Source organism: Streptomyces viridochromogenes DSM 40736, assembly GCF_000158955.1.
GTDB lineage: Bacteria > Actinomycetota > Actinomycetes > Streptomycetales > Streptomycetaceae > Streptomyces > Streptomyces venetus.
Genome location: NZ_GG657757.1, coordinates 6,718,869 through 6,738,431 on the forward strand (window position 1 = coordinate 6,718,869; position 19,563 = coordinate 6,738,431).

17 protein-coding genes are annotated in these 19,563 nt (G+C 71.1%); 9 read left to right on the forward strand and 8 right to left on the reverse strand.

Annotated elements, in window-relative coordinates; translation table 11 throughout:
* Window positions 1-18: 18 nt before the first annotated feature.
* Window positions 19-1,020 carry an NAD-dependent epimerase/dehydratase family protein gene (locus SSQG_RS29545; protein ID WP_003993590.1) on the reverse strand — a complete coding sequence of 334 codons (1,002 nt, stop codon included), beginning with the start codon at window positions 1,018-1,020 and terminating at the stop codon, window positions 19-21.
* Window positions 1,021-1,498: 478 nt separating this feature from the next.
* Between SSQG_RS29545 and SSQG_RS29550 the strand changes: the two genes are divergently transcribed.
* The 6 genes from SSQG_RS29550 (at window position 1,499) to SSQG_RS29575 (ending at window position 9,167) form a co-directional block, all read left to right on the forward strand.
* On the forward strand, window positions 1,499-2,875 hold the full coding sequence (locus tag SSQG_RS29550) for a phosphatase PAP2 family protein (RefSeq protein ID WP_078506945.1): 1,377 nt from the start codon (window positions 1,499-1,501) through the stop codon (window positions 2,873-2,875).
* A gap of 285 nt (window positions 2,876-3,160) precedes the next feature.
* Entirely contained in the window at window positions 3,161-3,250 is a 90-nt protein-coding gene (gene kdpF, locus SSQG_RS38565; RefSeq protein ID WP_039933885.1) for a K(+)-transporting ATPase subunit F, read from the forward strand.
* A 6-nt stretch (window positions 3,251-3,256) separates the two neighbouring features.
* Window positions 3,257-4,933 (forward strand): potassium-transporting ATPase subunit KdpA, encoded by a 1,677-nt coding sequence (gene kdpA / locus SSQG_RS29560; RefSeq protein ID WP_003993593.1) that lies wholly within the window; start codon window positions 3,257-3,259, stop codon window positions 4,931-4,933.
* On the forward strand, window positions 4,930-6,966 hold the full coding sequence (kdpB, locus tag SSQG_RS29565; RefSeq protein WP_003993594.1) for a potassium-transporting ATPase subunit KdpB: 2,037 nt from the start codon (window positions 4,930-4,932) through the stop codon (window positions 6,964-6,966). The genes kdpA and kdpB overlap by 4 nt, the downstream gene beginning before the upstream one ends.
* A 25-nt stretch (window positions 6,967-6,991) precedes the next feature.
* On the forward strand, window positions 6,992-7,624 hold the full coding sequence (locus SSQG_RS29570; RefSeq protein WP_003993595.1) for a potassium-transporting ATPase subunit C: 633 nt from the start codon (window positions 6,992-6,994) through the stop codon (window positions 7,622-7,624).
* A gap of 112 nt (window positions 7,625-7,736) precedes the next feature.
* Window positions 7,737-9,167, forward strand: a complete 1,431-nt coding sequence (locus SSQG_RS29575; RefSeq protein ID WP_052310360.1) for an APC family permease — start codon at window positions 7,737-7,739, stop codon at window positions 9,165-9,167.
* A gap of 31 nt (window positions 9,168-9,198) precedes the next feature.
* Here SSQG_RS29575 and SSQG_RS38340 read toward each other — a convergent pair whose 3' ends face one another.
* Window positions 9,199-9,693: a hypothetical protein gene (locus SSQG_RS38340; RefSeq protein WP_052310361.1), complete on the reverse strand. Its 495-nt coding sequence runs from the start codon at window positions 9,691-9,693 to the stop codon at window positions 9,199-9,201.
* On the reverse strand, window positions 9,633-10,880 hold the full coding sequence (locus SSQG_RS29580; protein WP_003993598.1) for a hypothetical protein: 1,248 nt from the start codon (window positions 10,878-10,880) through the stop codon (window positions 9,633-9,635). The genes SSQG_RS38340 and SSQG_RS29580 overlap by 61 nt, the downstream gene beginning before the upstream one ends.
* Window positions 10,881-11,083: 203 nt before the next feature.
* Here SSQG_RS29580 and SSQG_RS29585 point away from each other — a divergent pair, with 203 nt between their 5' ends.
* Window positions 11,084-12,145 (forward strand): peptidoglycan recognition protein family protein, encoded by a 1,062-nt coding sequence (locus tag SSQG_RS29585; RefSeq protein ID WP_003993599.1) that lies wholly within the window; start codon window positions 11,084-11,086, stop codon window positions 12,143-12,145.
* A 207-nt stretch (window positions 12,146-12,352) separates the two neighbouring features.
* On the forward strand, window positions 12,353-13,444 hold the full coding sequence (locus tag SSQG_RS29590) for an acyltransferase family protein (protein ID WP_003993600.1): 1,092 nt from the start codon (window positions 12,353-12,355) through the stop codon (window positions 13,442-13,444).
* Between the two features lie 576 nt (window positions 13,445-14,020).
* Here the strand turns inward: SSQG_RS29590 and SSQG_RS29595 are convergent.
* The 4 genes from SSQG_RS29595 to SSQG_RS29610 all read right to left on the reverse strand — a co-directional run bounded on the left by SSQG_RS29595 (window position 14,021) and on the right by SSQG_RS29610 (window position 17,700).
* Entirely contained in the window at window positions 14,021-14,260 is a 240-nt protein-coding gene (locus SSQG_RS29595) for a hypothetical protein (RefSeq protein WP_003993602.1), read from the reverse strand.
* A gap of 385 nt (window positions 14,261-14,645) precedes the next feature.
* Window positions 14,646-15,665 (reverse strand): hemolysin family protein, encoded by a 1,020-nt coding sequence (locus SSQG_RS29600; RefSeq protein WP_003993603.1) that lies wholly within the window; start codon window positions 15,663-15,665, stop codon window positions 14,646-14,648.
* Complete coding sequence (locus SSQG_RS29605; protein WP_003993604.1) at window positions 15,662-16,996, reverse strand: hemolysin family protein; 1,335 nt, start codon at window positions 16,994-16,996, stop codon at window positions 15,662-15,664. The genes SSQG_RS29600 and SSQG_RS29605 overlap by 4 nt, the downstream gene beginning before the upstream one ends.
* A gap of 203 nt (window positions 16,997-17,199) precedes the next feature.
* On the reverse strand, window positions 17,200-17,700 hold the full coding sequence (locus SSQG_RS29610) for a MarR family winged helix-turn-helix transcriptional regulator (protein WP_039933888.1): 501 nt from the start codon (window positions 17,698-17,700) through the stop codon (window positions 17,200-17,202).
* A 124-nt stretch (window positions 17,701-17,824) separates the two neighbouring features.
* On the opposite strand from SSQG_RS29610, the gene SSQG_RS29615 reads away from it, so the two are divergent.
* The gene (locus SSQG_RS29615) at window positions 17,825-18,340 is read left to right on the forward strand and encodes a YceI family protein (protein WP_039935507.1); all 516 of its coding nucleotides are present in this window, start codon (window positions 17,825-17,827) and stop codon (window positions 18,338-18,340) included.
* Between the two features lie 72 nt (window positions 18,341-18,412).
* Here the strand turns inward: SSQG_RS29615 and SSQG_RS29620 are convergent.
* Window positions 18,413-19,563 (reverse strand): reductase (locus SSQG_RS29620; protein WP_039933890.1); only part of this gene is annotated, 1,151 nt, incomplete at its 5' end.

Genomic DNA, 19,563 nt, shown 5'->3' on the forward strand with positions numbered 1-19,563 from the left:
TCCTTTTCGTCGCGAGGGCTATGCGGCTCGCATCCCGGCCCGCGCGAACTCCGCCATGCCCTCCTCGAACCCGACCGCCGGCTTCCACCCCAGCCCGTCCCGCAGCCGCGCCGAGTCCGCGGTGATGTGCCGGACGTCGCCGAGCCGGAACTCGCCGGTGACGACCGGTTCGGGCCCGCCGTACGCGGCGGCCAGCGCACGCGCCATCTCGCCGACGGTGTGCGGGTCACCGCTGCCGGTGTTGTACGCCGTGAGCGCACCTGTGGGCGACGAGGCCTCCACCGCGGCCAGGTTGGCCTCCGCCACGTCCCGGACGTGCACGAAGTCCCTCCGCTGCCGCCCGTCCTCGTACACGCGCGGCGCCTCGCCCCGGGCCAGCGCCGAGCGGAAGAAGGAGGCGACCCCGGCGTAGGGGGTGTCGCGGGGCATGCCCGGTCCGTACACGTTGTGGTAGCGCAGCGACACCGCCGACCCGCCGGTGCAGCGGGCCCAGGCGGCGGCCAGGTGCTCCTGGGCGAGCTTGGTCGTCGCGTACACGTTCCGGGGGTCGGTGGGAGCGTCCTCGCCGACCAGCCCGGGGAGAAGGTCCGCCCCGCAGGCCGGGCACGGCGGCTCGAACCGCCCCGCGCGGAGGTCGGCGAGGGCACGCGGCCCGGGCCGGACGACCCCGTGCCGGGGGCACTCGTACCGCCCCTCCCCGTAGACCACCATCGACCCGGCCAGCACGAGACGCCGTACGCCCGCCTCCGCCATGGCGGCGAGCAGTACGGCGGTCCCGAGGTCGTTGTGCGAGACGTACTCCGCCGCGTCGGCGACCCCGTCGCCGAGCCCGACCATCGCGGCCTGGTGGCACACGGCGTCCGCGCCGGACAGGGCCCGGCGGACGGCCGCCGGATCCCGTACATCGGCTCCGGGGTCCTCCCGCACGTCGAACACGACCGCCTCGTGCCCCCGCTCCCGGAGCGCGGTGACGACGTGGGACCCGATGAACCCGGCACCGCCGGTGACCAGTACGCGCATACGGCCACGCTAGGCCCGCACCGGTCCCGCGCCAGGGGGCCGCGCCCATGCGTCATGACTCCGTAAGGTCGCGCACGGTGCGTCGAACCAGGACAAACGGGGCATCACTTGGGGGGCGCTGCCCCATGACGACAGCCGCATCCTCCGGTGGCGCCGTACACCGGTACGACGATCTGACCGCCCAAAGAGCCGGGCCATCATGGACGCCGCCGGTGTGACCACCGACGTGATCCGCGCGGTCAACCATGATCTGGCTGGGCGACAACAGGGTCCCCTCCGACGGCAATCAGCGCTCGGAGTGGGACGCCGGCCGCCACCCGGGGGCGGACAACCCCGAGCGCCGCCGAGCGATCGTGGAAAGTCCCGGAACCGACCAGCCCGGGGGCACACCACTCCGATAACATGTTCGATCGCGCGACGATCACCTACGAGAGGTGATCTACTCACTTAACAACACGCAAACCGAATAAGACAATTGATGCCTATATCCACGCGAATACCCTCGCCGACCAGACGCAGGGGCATACTGTGGGCCGCGGCGGGCGCCGTGGCCCTCGGCTTCCTCATAGCGCTCGAGTTCGTCGCGCGCCACTACGACGTGCCGGGGCCGATCACCCGCCAGGTGCGCGAGGTGATCGTCGCGCCGAAGTCGGGCGCCCTGCTGTACGCCGGTATGGCGTTGATGATGGTGGTGCTGAGCTGGCGGCAGCGCTTCATCGCGCTCGGCATCGCGATGGGCATCGACGTCGTCTTCCAGCTGGTGCGGTGGGCGGCCGGCATCAAGATCACCGAGGGCCACCCCTTCGGCAACGGCGCGTTGTGGGTACTCCTCGGCTACGGGGTCGTCGCGCTCACCCGCCGCACCGGCGCGGAACGCGTCCTGCTGCTGAAGGGCGTCGGGCTGGGCCTGCTGCTGGTGGCCGGCCGCAAGACCGGCGACACGTGGCTGTTCATCACCTCGAAGGCCCGCCCGATGGTGCTCGACCAGTACGTGGCGACCGCCGACCAGGCGCTGGGCAACCCGTCGTGGCTGGTGGGCCGGCTCGTCGAGGCCAGCGGCCCGGTCGGCTTCAACATTCTCGACTTCGTCTACGGCCAGCTCGCGGTGGCCGCGGTCCTCGTGGCGCTGTACCAGCTGCGCAACGTGGCGGCCGAGCGCCGCTTCCCGAGCCACCACCTGGTGCGCACCTTTCTGGTGATCGGCCTCCTGGGACCCGGCATCTACATGATCTTCCCGGTGGTCGGACCGATCTACGCCTACGGCACCGGCACCGAGCACTGGGACGGGATGAGCCTGTGGTGGTCGGACGCGCCGGTCACCTCGCACTGGGCGCTGGCCAACCTGTGGCCGGACGTTCCGCCACCGGCCGCCGCTCCGCAGCCGATGCCGTTCGACGGGATCACCCCCCGCAACTGCATGCCCAGTCTGCACACCGCCTGGGCCACCGCGATCTTCCTCCACTCCCGCAAGGGCCCCCGCCCGCTGCGCTTCGCCGGCACCTTCTGGCTGATCGCCACGCTCACCGCCACGCTGGGATTCGGCTACCACTACGGCGTGGACCTCGTGGCCGGCGTGGTCTTCACGCTCACGATCGAGGCGGCGCTGCGCTCGCTCGAACACGGCTGGGACCGGTCGGGAACCCAGCTGGTCGCCTACGGGACGACGGTCTTCGGTGCGCTCCTGGTCTCCTACCGCTACCTGCCGACGGAGCTGGCCGCACGTCCGTGGCTGTTCGGGCCGCTCCTCCTGCTGGCGATGGGCTCGGTCATCTACGGCTACGTACGGACCATCAACCTGTGGGATCCGAAGCCCGCCCCGGCGTCGCGGCCGGAACCCCAACCGGAACCGGTCTGACGCCGACGTCCTCTCCGACCCCGCCGGCGCTCTCGCCGGCTCCCTGGGCCCGGCCGCCGGCGCGGCCCGGACCAGGTCCGTATGGGTCCCGTCAAAGGTGCGGGCGTCGCCGTATGAGAGCCGTCAAGGAACGACCGGATCCGGCCATGGAGCGATTTCCTCGAAGAGTCCGTTGCTCTCTCGAAACTCACTCCAGGAGTCCGCGATGGCCGATCTGGCCTTCGTCGTCACCACGATCGTGCTGTTCGCGCTCGTGGCCTTCGTCGCCAAGGGGGTGACGAAGCTGTGACCGCCGAGAACCTTGTCGGCCTGGTCGTGGCCGTCGCCCTGCTGGGCTATCTCGTCCTCGCTCTGCTCTTCCCGGAGAGGTTCTGAGCGCAGATGAGTCCCGTACTCGCCGGCGTGCTTCAACTGCTCGCCCTCGTGGCGGCCCTCGCGCTCGCCTACGTCCCCCTCGGCGCCTACATGGCCCGGGTCTACTCCTCCGACCGGCACTGGCGGGTCGAGAGGTGGATCTACCGGGGCATCGGTGCCGACCCGGACACCGAGATGCGCTGGCCGGCCTATCTGAGGAGCCTCCTCGCCTTCTCGGCGGCCGGGGTGCTGTTCCTCTACCTGCTCCAGCGGCTCCAAGGCGTGCTGCCCGGCTCGCCCGGTTTCGACTCGGTGAACCCGGCGCAGTCGTTCAACACGGCCGTGTCGTTCGTGACCAACACGAACTGGCAGTCGTACTACGGCGAGCAGACCATGGGGCACGTCGTGCAGACGGCCGGTCTCGCGGTGCAGAACTTCGTCTCCGCGGCCGTCGGCATGGCCGTCGCGATCGCGCTGGTGCGGGGCTTCGCCCGATCGCGCACCGGTGAACTGGGCAACTTCTGGTCCGACCTGGTGCGCGGCACCCTCCGCATCCTGCTGCCGGGCGCGGCGATCGCCGCCGTGGTCCTCGTGGCATGTGGGGTCATCCAGAACTTCTCCGGGATCCACGAGGTCGGCCAGTTTTTCCATGGGCACGGCATGGGTGCCCAGCAGTGGAACGGCGGGGCGGTCGCCTCGCAGGAGGCCATCAAGGAGCTGGGCACGAACGGCGGCGGATACTTCAACGCCAACTCCGCCCACCCCTTCGAGAACCCGACGCCCTTCACCAACCTCTTCGAGATCTTCCTGATCCTGGTGATCCCGTTCGCGCTGACCCGCGCCTTCGGGGTCATGGTCGGCTCGGTGAAGCAGGGCTACGCCGTCCTCGCCACGATGTTCACCATCTGGCTGGGATTCACAGCCCTGATGATGTGGGCTGAGTTCGCCCACCACGGCCCGGCGCTCCAGGCCGCCGGTGGCGCGATGGAGGGCAAGGAGGTCCGCTTCGGCGTCGGCTCCTCGTCCATCTTCGCCGTGTCGACCACGCTCACCTCGACCGGCGCGGTCGACTCCTTCCACTCCTCGTTCACCGGCCTCGGCGGCGGCGTCGCCATGCTGGGCATGATGCTGGGCGAGATCGCGCCCGGAGGCACCGGCTCCGGCCTCTACGGCATGCTGATCATGGCCGTCATCGCGGTGTTCATCGCCGGCCTGATGGTGGGCCGTACGCCGGAGTACCTGGGCAAGAAGATCGGCACCCGCGAGATCAAACTGGCGGCCTGCTACATCCTGATCACCCCGGCGCTGGTGCTCGTCCTCACGGCCGCCTCCATGGCGCTGCCGACCCCGCCGCACTCGATGCTGAACTCCGGCGCGCACGGCTTCTCGGAGGTGCTGTACGCCTTCACCTCCGCCGCGAACAACAACGGCTCGGCCTTCGCCGGCCTGAACGCGAACACCGACTGGTACAACACCATGCTCGGGATCGCGATGCTCCTCGGCCGCTTCCTGCCCATGGTGTTCGTGCTGGCGCTGGCCGGTTCGCTCGCCGGACAGAGACCGGTGCCGGTCACCGCGGGCACGCTGCGGACGGAGAAGCCGCTGTTCACCGGGCTGTTGGTGGGCGCGATCCTCGTCATCACCGGTCTGACGTACTTCCCGGCCCTCGCACTGGGCCCGCTGGCAGAAGGGCTGGCGTCATGACCACCCGTACCGAACCCCGAGACCGTGTCGGAGCGGGCCTGTTCGCCCCCGGGCAACTGCTCACCTCGCTCCCCGAAGCCCTCCGCAAGCTCGACCCCCGGGTGATGGTCAAGTCGCCCGTGATGTTCGTGGTGTGGATCGGCTCCCTGCTCACCACCGTCTTCTCCTGCGCGCACCCGGGCGACTGGTTCGGCTGGACCATCAGCGCCTGGCTGTGGCTGACCGTCGTCTTCGCCAACCTGGCGGAGGCGGTCGCCGAGGGCCGGGGCAAGGCGCAGGCCGACACCCTGCGCAAGGCCAAGACGGACAGCGTGGCCCGCAGGGTGGACGGCACGGTCGTGCCCGGCACCGAGCTGAGGATCGGCGACCTGGTCGTCTGCGAGGCCGGTGACGTCATCCCCGGCGACGGTGACGTCGTCGAGGGCGTCGCGTCCGTCGACGAGTCGGCGATCACCGGCGAGTCCGCCCCGGTCATCCGGGAGTCCGGCGGCGACCGCTCGGCCGTCACCGGCGGCACCAAGGTCCTCTCCGACCGGATCGTCATCAGGATCACGGCGAAGCCGGGCGAGACGTTCATCGACCGGATGATCAACCTGGTCGAGGGCGCGGCCCGGCAGAAGACGCCCAACGAGATCGCGCTGAACATCCTGCTCGCCTCGCTGACGATCGTCTTCCTGCTGGCCTGCGCCACCCTGCCCCCCTTCGCCGGCTACGCGGGCACGCACCTGACGATGGTGGTGCTGGTCGCCCTGCTGGTCTGCCTCATCCCGACCACCATCGGCGCGCTGCTCTCCGCGATCGGCATCGCGGGCATGGACCGGCTGGTCCAGCGGAACGTCCTGGCCATGTCGGGGCGTGCGGTCGAGGCGGCGGGGGACGTGTCGACGCTGCTGCTGGACAAGACCGGCACCATCACCTACGGCAATCGCCGGGCCGCCGCGTTCGTACCGGTGGCGGGCACCGCCGAGGCCGACCTGGCCGACGCCGCCCAACTGTCGTCGCTGGCCGACGAGACGCCGGAGGGCCGCTCCGTCGTCGTCCTCGCGAAGGAGAGATACGGCCTGCGCGAGCGGCAGCTCGCCGGCGCCGACTGGATCGCCTTCACCGCGCAGACCCGGATGTCGGGCGTCGACGTCGGCGGACGCCGGGTCCGCAAGGGCGCGGCCGGGTCCGTCATCGCGTGGGTGAAGGAGCGGGGCGGCGCGGTCGCCGGGGACGCGGACGGCATCGCGGCCCGCATCTCCGAGGCGGGCGGCACGCCGCTGCTGGTGGCGGTCGAAGACCCCGACGGGGCACGCGTCCTGGGCGTCATCCACCTCAAGGACGTCGTCAAGGACGGCATGCGCGAACGGTTCGGGGAACTGCGCCGCATGGGCATCAAGACCGTCATGATCACGGGCGACAACCCGCTCACCGCGAAGGCGATCGCCGACGAGGGCGGGGTCGACGACTTCCTCGCCGAAGCCACCCCCGAGGACAAGATGGCCCTCATCAAACGCGAGCAGGCGGGCGGCAAGCTGGTCGCGATGACCGGCGACGGCACCAACGACGCCCCGGCTCTCGCACAGGCGGACGTGGGCGTGGCGATGAACACGGGCACGTCGGCCGCGAAGGAGGCCGGCAACATGGTCGACCTCGACTCCGACCCGACCAAGCTCATCGAGATCGTCGAGATCGGCAAACAACTCCTCATCACCCGGGGAGCGTTGACGACGTTCTCCATAGCCAACGACGTCGCCAAGTACTTCGCGATCATCCCGGCGCTGTTCGCGGCGGTCTACCCGGGCCTGGACAGACTCAACATCATGGGCCTGTCCTCGCCGGACTCCGCGATCCTCTCGGCGGTCGTCTTCAACGCTCTGATCATCATCGCGCTGGTGCCGCTCTCCCTGCGGGGCGTGCGGTACCGGCCGGTCAGCGCGGACCGCATGCTGCGGCGCAACCTCACGATCTACGGGCTGGGCGGTCTGATCGCGCCGTTCATCGGCATCAAGCTCATCGACCTCCTCATCTCTCTGATCCCCGGGCTGTAACTCCTCGAAAGCGTGCTGAAGGACCATGAACAACTCCGTCGTGAACACGGCCCGGCTGTTCGGGGCGGGCCTGCGCGCCCTCCTCGTACTGACCCTGCTGACCGGTGTCCTCTACCCGCTCGCGCTGACGGGCGTGGCGCAGTCGCTCTTCCACGACAAGGCGAACGGCTCGCAGGTCAGGGCGGACGGCAGGGTCGTCGGCTCGTCCCTCATCGGCCAGCGGGGCTACGGCCCGGGCTACTTCCAGCCGCGGCCGGCGAACGGACTGGGGACCAACTCGGTCAACACCCGGTACAAGCTCGTCCTCTCCGGTGCCACCAACCTCTCCGCCGACAACCCGAAGCTGATCAGGTCGGTGGAGCAGGCCAAGGCCGAGGTCGTCAAGGAGAACTCCACGGCCCGGTACAAGGTCAGGCCCTCCCAGGTGCCCGCCGACGCCGTCACCTCCTCCGGCTCCGGCCTGGACCCGGACATCTCGCCGCAGTACGCGGACCTCCAGGTCCACCGGGTCGCCGAGAAGAACGGCCTGTCCGTCGCCCGGGTCCAGAAGCTCGTCGACGACCACACCGAGGACCGCACCCTCGGCTTCATCGGCGAGCCCCGCGTGAACGTCCTGGAGCTCAACATCGCACTGCGGGCCCTGCTGGCCAAGACCTGACGGTGGCACGACAGGCACACCCTTCTCTTCCACCACATCGGGGTAGATCGACGATGCACCAACGCTCCGGCACCACAGGACCACGGCCGCCACCACGACAAGGACTCTGCCTATGTCCCGCACCGTGCCACCGAGTTCGCCCGCGACGAGCACCGACGACCAGCCCGAGCTGAAACGGGTGATGGGCCCGTGGCTGTTACTGCTGTTCATCATCGGCGACATCCTCGGGACCGGGATCTACGCACTCACCGGACAGATCGCGGGGGAGGTCGGCGGCGCGGCCTGGCTGCCGTTCGTCGTCGCGTTCGTCGTCGCGATGATCACCGCCTGCTCCTATCTGGAGCTGGTCACCAAGTACCCGCAGGCCGCGGGCGCCGCCCTGTACGTGCACAAGGCGTTCGGCAAGCACTTCCTGACCTTCCTGGTGTGCTTCGCCGTGATGTGCTCCGGCATCACCTCGGCGTCGGCGGCCTCCCGGGCCTTCGCGGTCAACCTCGTCGCGGGCTTCCGGCTCGACGCGGGCAGCGGACTCGTCCTGCTGATCGCCCTGGGCTTCATGTGCCTGGTGATGTTGGTGAACCTCCGCGGCGTCGCCGAGAGCCTCAAGGTCAATGTGGTGCTGACGGCCGTGGAGCTCTCCGGGCTGATCCTCGTCATCCTGGTCAGCGGCTGGTTCATCGCGGGCGGCGACGCGGACTTCTCCCGTGTCGTCGTCTTCGACACCGCCTCCGACAAGAGCATGTTCCTGGCGGTGAGCACCGCGACCTCCCTGGCCTTCTACGCCATGGGCGGGTTCGAGGACTCGGTCAACATGGCCGAGGAGACCAGGGACCCGGCGCGCATCTTCCCCCGCGTGATGTTCGCCGGACTCGGCATCACCGGACTCATCTACATCGTGGTGTCGGTCTTCGCGGTCGCCGTGGTCCCCGTCGGCCGGCTCGCCTCCAGCGAGATCCCGCTCGCCACGGTCGTGAAGACCGCCGCGCCCGACCTGCCGATCTCCGACCTGCTGCCGTTCATCTCGATGTTCGCCGTGGCCAACTCCGCGCTGATCAACATGATGATGGCGAGCCGTCTGCTCTACGGGATGAGCAAGCAGGGGGTACTGCCGCCCTTCCTGGCGAAGACCCACCCCGTACGGCGCACTCCGCACGCGGCGATCCTGTTCACCACCGTCATCGCCTTCGGCCTCGTCGCCTTCGTCTCGCTGAACCCGGACAGCCCGGTCGTGGCGCTGCTGGGCGGGACGACCACGCTGCTGCTGCTCACGGTCTTCGTGGCCGTCCACCTCGCCGTTCTGGTCCTGCGCAAGGACAAGGTCGACCGGCCGCACTTCCGCGCCGGGCGCGTGCTGCCCGTGGTGGGGGCGGTCGTCTGCCTCTACCTGGTCCTGCCCTGGTCCTCCGGACGCCCCGCGGACCAGTACCGCATCGCCGGGGTCCTGCTGCTCGGCGGCGTGGCCCTGTGGACGGTCGCCTGGTTCGCCCGCCGCCGTACCGCTGCCGGCACCGCGGCGGAACCGGACGAGACACCCCGGCCCTGACCGGACCGGCCCTCTGCCGGCCGTCGCGGGATCACCTCTCGCGGACGTCGGCGGCAAGCAGGGGAAGCCGGACGAACTCGCGCAGCGCGTGGGCCGCCTGGTCCCGGGCGACCCACGCGGCGAGGTCCCCGCCGGACACGGGCCCGGTGTCGTCGTCGCGCAGCAGCTCCCGGGCCGCATGGACCTCCGCGTTCAGTGTGCGCATCCGTACGCCCAGGGGATCGTCCTGGTCACAGCGGACGGGCAGGCCGCGACGGATCCGGTCCAGGGCCTCGGCCACCTCCGGATAGGTGTCGATGCGCGTCTCCGACGCCAGCCGGGTCAGCTGGGCCGCGACGGCGACGCGCAGGTGCTGAGGTGGCATGCTCTGCACGAGCCGGGCCAGGTCGAAGTCCCCCACCCGCGCCGGCGGTTCGTTCTCGGCGTCCGGCAGGTCGTCCAGGAGGGGCAGCAGCAGCGCACCGGTCAGCTCCGTCGATCCCTCCTCGGCCGGATCGTAGGTGATGCCGAACTCCCGTTCCAGCACGGCCAGGAAGCGGGTGTAGGCGGCGGTGGAGCCGGCCAGAGGTCCACGCCGAGGCGCCGCGCCCAGGGCCCGCCCGCGGTGTGGGGCTTGCGCGGCGACATGACGCGCCGTGTCCGCTCCTGCGGGCACGGCACTCCGTCCTCGGCGAAGGTGAGAGCGACCTCCGGCCCCTGCCTGGTCAGGACCACCACCCGCGTGCCGGCCGACAGGGCGCGCAGCACCGCGGGCCGGGCGAACTGCGCGGCACCGCCCTCCAGCGTGGCGAACGCCCAGCCACCGCGTTCACCGACGCGGACCAGGGGCCGGTGCGCGGCCCACGCGGACTCCACCGCCCGCTGCGCCTGCCGTCGGTCGCGCGGCCGGACGGTGCCGGGGACCGCGCCGAGCCGGCGCAGCATGTCGTCCGGCGCCAGACCGGCGGCGAACACGACGTCGGGCTGGTCCGGGAGCGGTGCGGTGCTGGGGCGGCCGGTGCGGACGAAGGCGAGACTCCGCGTCCCCGACCGCCGCGGTGGCGGCGGGGCGTTCGCGTCGTCCGGGAAGACCGGCCGCCGCAGGGCCTGTGGGTCCGACTCCGGTTCGGCGAGCGTGCCGGCGTGCGTGAGCGGGGAGACCGGGTCGGCGGGCACCGTGGTCTCCGCCTCCCACACGAGCCTTCCGTCCACGACCGAGGGGAGGTGCCCGAGAAAAGGGAAGCCGCCGTTCAGGGCTTCTGCCAAGTCGGCCAGAAAGTGACGCAGCGAGGGCGAGGGCGAGGGCGGAAGGGAGGGCATGAACCCGTCGAAGCAGCCGGCCACCCGGCCGTGGTGGGGTCCGGGACGGCATGCGACGAACAGGGCGTCCGAAGCCCCTTGCGCGCTGCCCCGGGTGAGGGGCAGCCGCTTCGCACCGTCTTCGGATTCACCCACGACGCCTCGGAGGAAGGGCGTGCTCCGCACGATGTCCGCGACCGCGGACAACACCCCGTAGGACGCCAACTCCAGTCCATCGTGGCCGGGTTCCACCCCGTCGTGGCACCGCAGCGACGCCACCAGGTCCGGAGGGAACGGCACCCCGAGCGTGCGCTCGGCCGCCTCGATGCCGGCCCGTGGCGCCGGTGGACGCAGGGTGGCGTGGGTGCGGGGAGCGTGCCGGGCCAGCCAGGCGTCGACGCGGGCCCAGGACTCCTCGACGGCGGGGATGCTCATGGCAGCGGACCCTACGCCGGGCCACTGACGGCACCCCTGCCCCGCCAGGTGCGCCAGCGTCGTAATCCCGCCGATTTCGCGGACATGGCCCCAGCGAGGTGAGCGACGAGTCGAGCGGCGGAAGAATGGTGAGGGCAGGCTCCCCAGATGCGATCGCATCCTCTTCAGACCGGCACGCACGCGCCGGAACGGAGGACTGACTCATGGCCACTCCGCTCACCGCCGACCGGCTCGTCGCCGCGCTGAAGGCCGAAGGCTGCGCCGTTCACGAAGTCGGTGGCTGGCGCACCAACAACCGTAACCACAAGGGCCCGTGGGGTCCCGTGCACGGGGTGACGATCCATCACACCGTCACCGGCCCGGGCACGGACGTCGTCGACCTCATCTACCACGGCCACAGCGCCCTGCCCGGTCCGCTCGCCACCGGCTGCATCACCAAGGACGGCGTGGTCCACCTGACCGGCAACGGCCGGGCCAACCACGCCGGCGGCGGCGACGGCGACGTGCTGAACGCCGTCATCGGCGAGTCGTACGGCACATACCCACCCGCCACGCACGAACACGACGGCTCGGCGGGCGCGGTCGACGGCAACGCCCGCTTCTACGGCTGGGAGTGCGAGAACAAGGGTGACGGCAAGGACCCGTGGCCGGAGGTCCAGTACGTCGCCATGGTCAAGGCCACCGCCGCCGTGTGCCGCGCGCACGGCTGGGGCGCCAAGAGCACGATCGGCCACCTGGAGTGGAGCGACTGGAAGGTCGACCCACGCGGATTCGACATGGCCGACTTCCGCCGAGACGTCGCCGACGCCCTGGCCCGGCCGGCGGGCCGGTGGAAAGGAGAGGACCCCATGCCCCAGTACGTCAACCTCGGTGTCGCCGGGCGGTACCAGCTCGCGCCCGGTGACTGGGACTCGATCGAGTTCACCTCGGAGTGGGCCGACGAGACCGGCGACCACGCCAGTGGCGGGAGCGTCTTCGCCCGTGGCCCGGCCCGGTTCACCGGGAGCCTCGGCCTGCACGTCGACGGGCTGCCGGCCGGCTCGGTCGTCCAGGCACGCATGTCGGAGTACGAAGGCGACCAGCACCGCGCGGACCACCCGATCCACGAGGTCGTCGGGACCGGCGGCGGCACCTTCGCGGTCGTACCCCTGACGAAACGGCTCGCGTCGGGCCGCAGCATGCGCGTCCGGCTGCTGAACCAGTCCGCCGCTCCGGTCACCGTCGCGAGCGCGGTCCTGACCGTGATGGTGTGGAAGGAGACCTGACGCTGTCGGGCATCGTCGCCCCCCCGGGAGACGAACGCCGGTCCGGGCACGTATACGAGGGCATGAACCCAAGCGAGCCCCTCCCGTTACGAGTTGAACGAAGGCACGGCCCTGTGATTAGGGTTCGGGCGATGTTCTGCGCAGACGCCACCCTCTTACTCCCGGCAAGACGAGGCACCGCCGCTTCGAGTCGCTTCGGGAGGGCTCGTGAGTGACACGGTGAGCACGGCCCGCCCGGTGGCCGAGGAAACCCGGGAGACCCAAAGTACGGAACAGGCCGCGCCGGCCCGCCCGGTCAGGCAGCGGGACGCGTTCTTCGACAACGCCAAGTACCTGGCGATCGTGCTGGTGGCCGTGGGGCACGCCTGGGAGCCGCTGCGGCCGGACAGCAGGGCCGTCACCGCCCTGTACATGCTCGTCTACGCCTTCCACATGCCGGCGTTCATCATCATCTCCGGCTACTTCTCGCGCACCTTCGACGGAAGCCCGGGGCGCCTCAAGCGTCTGGTCACCGGCCTGCTCGTGCCGTACGTGGTCTTCGAGACGGCCTACACCCTGTTCACCCGCTGGACGAGCCAGGACCCCGACCGGCCCGTCAGCCTGCTGGACCCGCTGTACCTGACCTGGTTCCTGGCGGCGCTGTTCGTCTGGCGGCTGACCACGCCGATCTGGCGGCGGGTGCGGTGGCCGCTGCCGCTCGCCCTGGCCGTCGCGATGCTGGCGACGCTCTCCCCGTCCATCGGCAACGACCTCGACCTCCAGCGCACCCTGCAGTTCCTGCCGTACTTCGTGTTCGGCCTGCTGCTGCGGCCGGAGCACTTCCGGCTGGTGCGCCGCCGCGAGGCGCGGATCCTCGCCGTGCCGGTGGCCGTGAGCGCCCTGGGAGTGGCGTACTGGGCGGTTCCGCGGATGAACTACGCCTGGTTCTTCCACGCCGACAGCGCCCGGGACCTGGCCGCCCCCGTCTGGTACGGGCCGGTGATGACGCCGGCCGCCTTCGGCTGCTCGGTCGCCCTGGTCGCCTGCTTCCTGGCCTGGGTCCCCGGGCGCAGAACCTGGTTCACGGTGCTCGGCGCGGGCACGCTGTCCGGCTATCTGCTGCACGGCTTCCTCGCGCAGGCCGCGAAGTACTGGGGCTGGTACGAGCCGGCCTGGGTGCGGGAGCCGGTGGGCGTGGTCGTCGTCACCGCCGTGGCGGCCGCGGTGATGACCGCGCTGTGCACACCGACCGTACGGCGGCTCTTGCGCTGCGTGACGGAACCCGGGATGGGGTGGGCCTTCCGCCGGGCTGCGGGGTGACCGCCGAGCGGACCCGGGCGGCGTCCGGCAGGACCGCCGTGCACAAGCCGTCCGCGCCCAAGAAGAAGTGAGGCGGCGTGGACGGCGGGACACGCGGTACAGCGTCAGGACGGGGGCGAGTCCACCGGGCACGCCCCCGGCCGGCGGATCGCGGCGATCCTGCGGCCTCCGGCGACGTTCAGGTGTGCGGCCACCCGGTGGCGCCACTCACTCACTCACGAACTGGGGCCATGACCCACTGTCGCGACACCGTTCAGTGCCTGCGTCGCCTGGTGCTGCGTCTCCTCGGACACCACGCGGGCCTCCTTCACGACGTCACCGCGTTCGCGTACGAGGCTCTCGTAGATGGGAAGTTCTTCGTTCCGGGTCGAGTCGGGTTTCACAGGGATGGTCCTATCGCTTTTACAGCCGGGTCTGAGGGGCCCGTGTAAGTCTGCGTCATTCCGTTCCGCGGTGTTACCCACCCCCGTCGTGTACATATTTCCGTCACGTGCTTCGCGAATTCCCCAACATTGCGACCGTGAGCAGCACGAAGGGCCCCAGGAATCGATCCTGGGGCCCTTCGTACGGGGTTCGTCAGAGCGAGGTCGTGTGAAGGCCCGCGTTGCCGCCGACAGTGCCGCCGTCCGCCGACAGCGCTCCCTGCAGGTTCCCGCAGACCTCGGCGGTCAGCGGCCCGACCAGGCCGGCGGAGAGGCCGCCCGCGAGGCCGCCCGCAAGACCCGCGGAGGCGCCGGCGCCCGCGTTGCCGCCGGAGACCTGCTCCAGGTCCGCGTCCGACAGCTCGACGATGTCGACCCGGGGGGTGTTGTTCATGGGGGTGTTTCCCTTCGCGTGAATGTCGCAATGGCGAGGAGCGTGGGTGACCGCCGGATCGAAGAACCGGGCTTGCGCACCTGTGGCTCCGCCGTGCGCAGGATCAAATCACTCCCTGCCGCACGACGGCCACCCGGCTGCCCGCGCCGCACCCCGCTTTTCGCGTGACGTCTTCACCGTCATGACCGAGGGCACACCGAATGGGCGCATTCCTTCACACGGCCCGTCGCCGAGCCGTGGGCGTGGGTATTGCGCCCCGAATTCCGAAGCGGGCACTTCGGCGCCAAATCCCCACGCCGTGCCCCGGACTTGGCGCCCGGTGCGCCGTGCCGCGGCATCCTCGCCCGCGGTGTGCAGATGTGCTGGAGGTTCGGCCCCGCCCCCGTCAGGCCGCCGCCGGCTGCATCAGCCGGGCCAGCAGATCGTCCAGGGTGACCAGGCCGGTGAGCCGGCCCGAAGCGTCACGGACGACGGCCAGGGACGAGCGGCGGCGGCGCAGCACCTCGATCGCGTCGGCCACCGTGGCGGCCTCCGTCAGCTCGGGCACCGGGCGGGCCAGCTCTCGGGCGGTCGTGGCCCGGCCCCGGGCCCGGGCCACCAGGGCGTCACGGGCGTGGACGGAGCCGAGGACGGCGCCGTCCTCCCGGACGAGCAGCCGGGTGCGGTCATGGTCGGCGGCAAGTCGCAGCAGGGTGTCGACGTCCGCGCCGCCCTCGACCCACGTGATCCGCGCGGCCGGGACGGTCAGCGCGGCGACCGGCGTCTCCGGCTCGGTCAGCGAGCGGGTCAGCAACTCCGAGTCGGTCGCGCTGATCAGCCCGAGCCGCTCCGACTCCTCCACCAGGTGGGTCAGCTGCTCCCGGTCGTGCACCGGGGCCAGCTCGTCGCGCGGGGCCACCCGGCACAGCCGTACCAGCGCGTTGCTCACCGCGTTGAGCAGCCGGATCAGGGGACGCACGGCCCGCACCACGGCCCGGAAGGGCGGTGACAGCAGCATCGCCGAGCGCTCCGGGTGGGCGATCGCCCACGACTTGGGGGCCATCTCACCGACCACCATGTGCAGGAACACCACCACGACCATCGCCACGGCGAACGCCACGCCGTAGCTCACGGCGCTGGGCAGCCCCAGCGTGTGCAGCAGCGGATCCAGCTCGTGCGAGATCGCCGGCTTCGACACCGAGCCCAGACCCAGCGTGCACACCGTGATGCCCAACTGGGCACCGGCCAGCATCAGCGACAGCTCACGCATACCGGCCAGCGCCGCTCCGGCGCCGCGCCGCCCCTCGGCCGCCGCCTTCTCCATGCGGTGCCGTTTGGCGGCGACCAGGGCGAACTCGGCCGCCACGAAGAAGCCGCTGCCGATCAGCAGCAGTACGGTCACGAAGACCGCCATCGGGAAACTCACGCCGTCTCCTCGGCTTCCACCAGCGGGCTGATCCGCACCCGGTCGGCCACGTGCCGGTCGAGCGTGCGGACTTCGATCACGGCCCGGCCGCCCTCGGGCAGCTCGACCGTGACCCGGTCGCCCACCGTCGGGAAGCGGCCGAGCCGGTCCACGACCAGGCCGGCCACGGTGTCGTAGTCGTCGTCCTCGGGCAGCCGGACACCGGTCGCCTCGGCGACCTCGTCCAGCCGGCGGCCGGCGTCCACCAGCCAGCCGTCGCCGTCCGGGACGGCGAGCACGGTGACGGTGTCGGACTCGTCCGCGATGTCACCGACCAGTTCCTCGGCGATGTCCTCGTATGTGACGATGCCCGCCACGCCGCCGTGCTCGTCGAGGACGACCGCGAACTCGTCGTCCTGCTCCCGCATCCGTGTCACCGCGTCCGGCAGCGCCAGCGTGTCCGGCAGGAGCAGCGGACGGCGCGCCACCGCACCGGCGGTGGCGGCGGCGAGGCGGTCCGCGGGCAGCGCCATCAGCTCGCGCACCCCCAACACGCCCACGATGTCGTCCGGATGGTCACCGAGGACCGGGTAGTTGGAATGGCCGTGCGCCGCGATCAGGCCGACCGCCTCGTCGGCACCGGCGTCCTTGCGGACGAAGACGACGTCGGCGCGCGGCACCATCACCTCGTCGAGGGTGCGCTCGGAGAACTCCAAGGCGTGGTCCAGCAGCGCGGCGGTGTCCTTGGGCAGCGCGCCCTGCTCGTGGGACTCCCCGATCAGATGGCCCAGCTCCTCCAGCGTGGCGCCGTGGTGCAGCTCCTCGACCGGCTCGATGCCGGCCTTGCGCAGCAGCTTGTTCGCCGCGTTGTCGAAGATCCGCACCACCGGGCCGACGATCTTCAGATACGCCAGCGTGGACGGGGCCAGCGCCTTCGCCAGCCGCTCCGGAACGGCGATCGCGAGGTTCTTCGGTGCCAGCTCGCCCAGCACCATCTGCACGACCGTGGCCAGCACGAAGGCGAGCGCGACGGCGATGCCGCTCACGGCCGCGTCGGGCAGGCCCAGCCCGGACAGGGCGGGCCTCAGCAGCGCGGACACCGACGGTTCGGCGATGAAGCCGACGACCAGTCCGGTGACGGTGATGCCGAGCTGCGCACCCGACAGCATGAACGACAGCCGCTCCAGCACCTTCAGGGCGCGGGAGGCCCCGCGGTCCCCGGCCTCGGCCGCACGGGCGAGGGCGAGCCGGTCGGCGGAGACGTAGGCGAACTCCATGGCGACGAAGTAGCCGGTGCCGGCGGTCAGCACGAACACGGCGAGCAGGCCCAGCAGAGCCTGTACGGCACTCACAGGCGCATCGATCGCGAAGAGGCACCCCGCCGTGTGCCGAGATCACTCGTGTCGTGGCGGGAGGGTCGGGGACTGTGCCCCGGGGGGTCCGTCGGCCTGGCGGACAAAGGAGTCGCTCCTTAAGTGAGGTGTGCACTCGGGACAACGAGCGTCGTCGTGCCCGTGTTCCCGCCCGAATTCTACGACGGTGTAGAGACAGTCGCTCAAGTGCCTCGGGGTTCCTGGGAGAGGTCCGGCATGAGCCCGCGCATCGCCGCGCACTGGTCCGGTCCCATGAAGCGGGTCAGGCCCTCGGTGACCGTCTCGGCGAGTGTGCCGGAGGTCTCGGCCAGCAGGCGGCGGGCCTTGTCGGTGAGGGCGACCTCGATGCCGCGTCGGTCGCCGCACACCGACCGGCGGGTGACGAGGCCGGCGTGCTGGAGGCAGGCGATCTGGTAGGTGAGGCGGGTCTTGGGGCGGCCCAGGAGTTCCGCGACACGGGTCATGCGCAGGCCGCCCTCGGGCTGCTCCGCGAGCAGGCACAGCACCAGGAACTCGTCGTGCGAGACGTCCAGCTTCTCCTTCACGACCGTACGCAGCCGCTGTTCCACGGCCCCCGTCGCGGCGAGCAGCAGCATCCAGGCGCGCAGCTCGGCCGGCAGCAGCCCGCCGCCCCCGGCGGGGCATTCGGGCAGGTCGGCGGGGTGCTCCTGAGGTTCGGCCATGCGTTCCAGCGTACCTGTCGTCCAAATTTGGAGGAGAGGGGTTGTTCAAATTTGGACGAGCCGCTAGCGTGCGGTCACCGAGACAGTCATCCAAATTTGGATGACCTGAGTGTGGGAGAAGATCATGACCGTCGCCGTGGAAACCGGACTGTGGCAGCTCGACGCGACCACCTCGACTGTCGGCATCCGGCACAGGACCATGTGGGGCCTGGTCACCGTCAAGGGCGGCTTCGGCGCCGTCAGCGGCACCGGCGAGGTCCGGCCCGACGGTTCCGCCGTCGGCACCCTGACCCTCGACGTCGCCACCCTGGACACGGGCAACGCCAAGCGCGACACCCACCTGAAGTCCGCCGACTTCTTCGACGCCGGCCACCACCCCGAGATCACCTTCGCGGCCAGCAGCGCCGAGCTCCGCGACGGGGACCAGGTGCACGTCGTCGGCCGGCTCACCGTGCGCGGCGTCACCAGGCCGCTCTCCCTCAGGGCACGCCTGAAGGACGGGGACACGGCGGGGCTCACCCTGGAGGCGGAGTTCGGCGTGGACCGCGAGCAGTTCGGCATGGGCTGGAACCAGCTGGGCATGATCCGCGGCCGGACCACCGTCACCACCACCCTCCGCTTCGTCCGTGCCACGGCCTGACGCCACCGGAGAGCGGGGCCCCAGGGGGGCGTAGACGCGGAGTGTGAGGGGAGTGAGGGAACCACCGCGCGCTCAGTACACGTCCCGCATGTACCGCTTGTCCGCCGCGAGTTGCTTCACGTACGCGGCGGCCTCCGTCTCGCTCAGCCCGCCGTGTGCCACCGCGATGTCCCGCAGCGCCCGGTCCACGTCCTTCGCCATCCGGGAGGCGTCGCCGCACACGTAGAAGCGGGCGCCGTCCCGCAGCCAGTGCCACAGTTCCGGCCCGTGCTCGCGCATCCGGTCCTGCACGTACACCTTGTTGCGCTGGTCGCGGGAGAAGGCGGTGTCCAGGCGGGTGAGCGTGCCCTCGTCGAGCAGTGCCGTCAGCTCCTGCTCGTAGTAGAAGTCCGTCGCACGGTGCTGCTCGCCGAAGAACAGCCAGTTGGGGGCCCGGTGGCCCAGCGCCCGCCGCTCCTGGAGAAACCCGACGAACGGCGCGACGCCGGTCCCGGGGCCGACCATGACCATCGGTGCCGACGCGTCGGCCGGGGGCCGGAAGTGCGCAGAGCGCTGCACGAACACCGGAACCTCGGTGTCCGGCCCGGAGTCGGCGAGGAACGGCGAGCACACCCCGCCGCGGGCCTGCCCGCGCAGGTTCTCGTACCGCACCACGGACACCGTCAGCGACACCTGCCGCGGGTCGACCAGGGGGCTCGACGATATGGAGTACAGCCGAGGCTGGAGTGTGCGCAGCACTCCCACCCACTCCTGGGCACTCGCCCGCGCCGCGTACTCGGCGACGACGTCCACGGCCTGCCGGCCCCAGCTCCACCGCGCGAGACCGTCCTTGTTGTCGGGCCGCAGCAGCCTGCGCAACTCGTGGTCGTCCCGGGCCCGTTCGGCGACGAAGCGCAGCAGGTCGGGGGTGATCCTCGTGATGTCGAGGTGCCGGCGCAGCGCCTCGGCGAACGGCACCTCGCCCGCACCGCCCACCTCGACGGCCGCCCCGGCGTCCAGCCCGGTCACCGCCAGCCACTCCGCCACGAGGGCGGCGGAGTTGACCGGCCGCACGCCGAGCGCGTCCCCGGCCTCGTACGCCAGGTCCGTCCCGCTCGTGTCGAAGGTGAACCGCCGGACCTCCTTGCCCGCGCCGGGCCGGCTGAGCAGCCGGTTGCCGACGAGCCGGGCGGTCGTGGCCGGAGGCTTGGACCTGGCCTTGGGCCCGGGTGCGTGCGTCGGCT

Bases quoted from the DNA above. Each gene is read 5' to 3' on its own strand.
- SSQG_RS29545 (WP_003993590.1), bottom strand. From the start codon at position 1,020: ATGCGCGTACTGGTCACCGGCGGTGCCGGGTTCATCGGGTCCCACGTC.
- SSQG_RS29550 (WP_078506945.1), top strand. From the start codon at position 1,499: ATGCCTATATCCACGCGAATACCCTCGCCGACCAGACGCAGGGGCATA.
- kdpA (WP_003993593.1), top strand. From the start codon at position 3,257: ATGAGTCCCGTACTCGCCGGCGTGCTTCAACTGCTCGCCCTCGTGGCG.
- kdpB (WP_003993594.1), top strand. From the start codon at position 4,930: ATGACCACCCGTACCGAACCCCGAGACCGTGTCGGAGCGGGCCTGTTC.
- SSQG_RS29570 (WP_003993595.1), top strand. From the start codon at position 6,992: ATGAACAACTCCGTCGTGAACACGGCCCGGCTGTTCGGGGCGGGCCTG.
- SSQG_RS29575 (WP_052310360.1), top strand. From the start codon at position 7,737: ATGTCCCGCACCGTGCCACCGAGTTCGCCCGCGACGAGCACCGACGAC.
- SSQG_RS29580 (WP_003993598.1), bottom strand. From the start codon at position 10,880: ATGAGCATCCCCGCCGTCGAGGAGTCCTGGGCCCGCGTCGACGCCTGG.
- SSQG_RS29585 (WP_003993599.1), top strand. From the start codon at position 11,084: ATGGCCACTCCGCTCACCGCCGACCGGCTCGTCGCCGCGCTGAAGGCC.
- SSQG_RS29595 (WP_003993602.1), bottom strand. From the start codon at position 14,260: ATGAACAACACCCCCCGGGTCGACATCGTCGAGCTGTCGGACGCGGAC.
- SSQG_RS29610 (WP_039933888.1), bottom strand. From the start codon at position 17,700: ATGGCCGAACCTCAGGAGCACCCCGCCGACCTGCCCGAATGCCCCGCC.
- SSQG_RS29615 (WP_039935507.1), top strand. From the start codon at position 17,825: ATGACCGTCGCCGTGGAAACCGGACTGTGGCAGCTCGACGCGACCACC.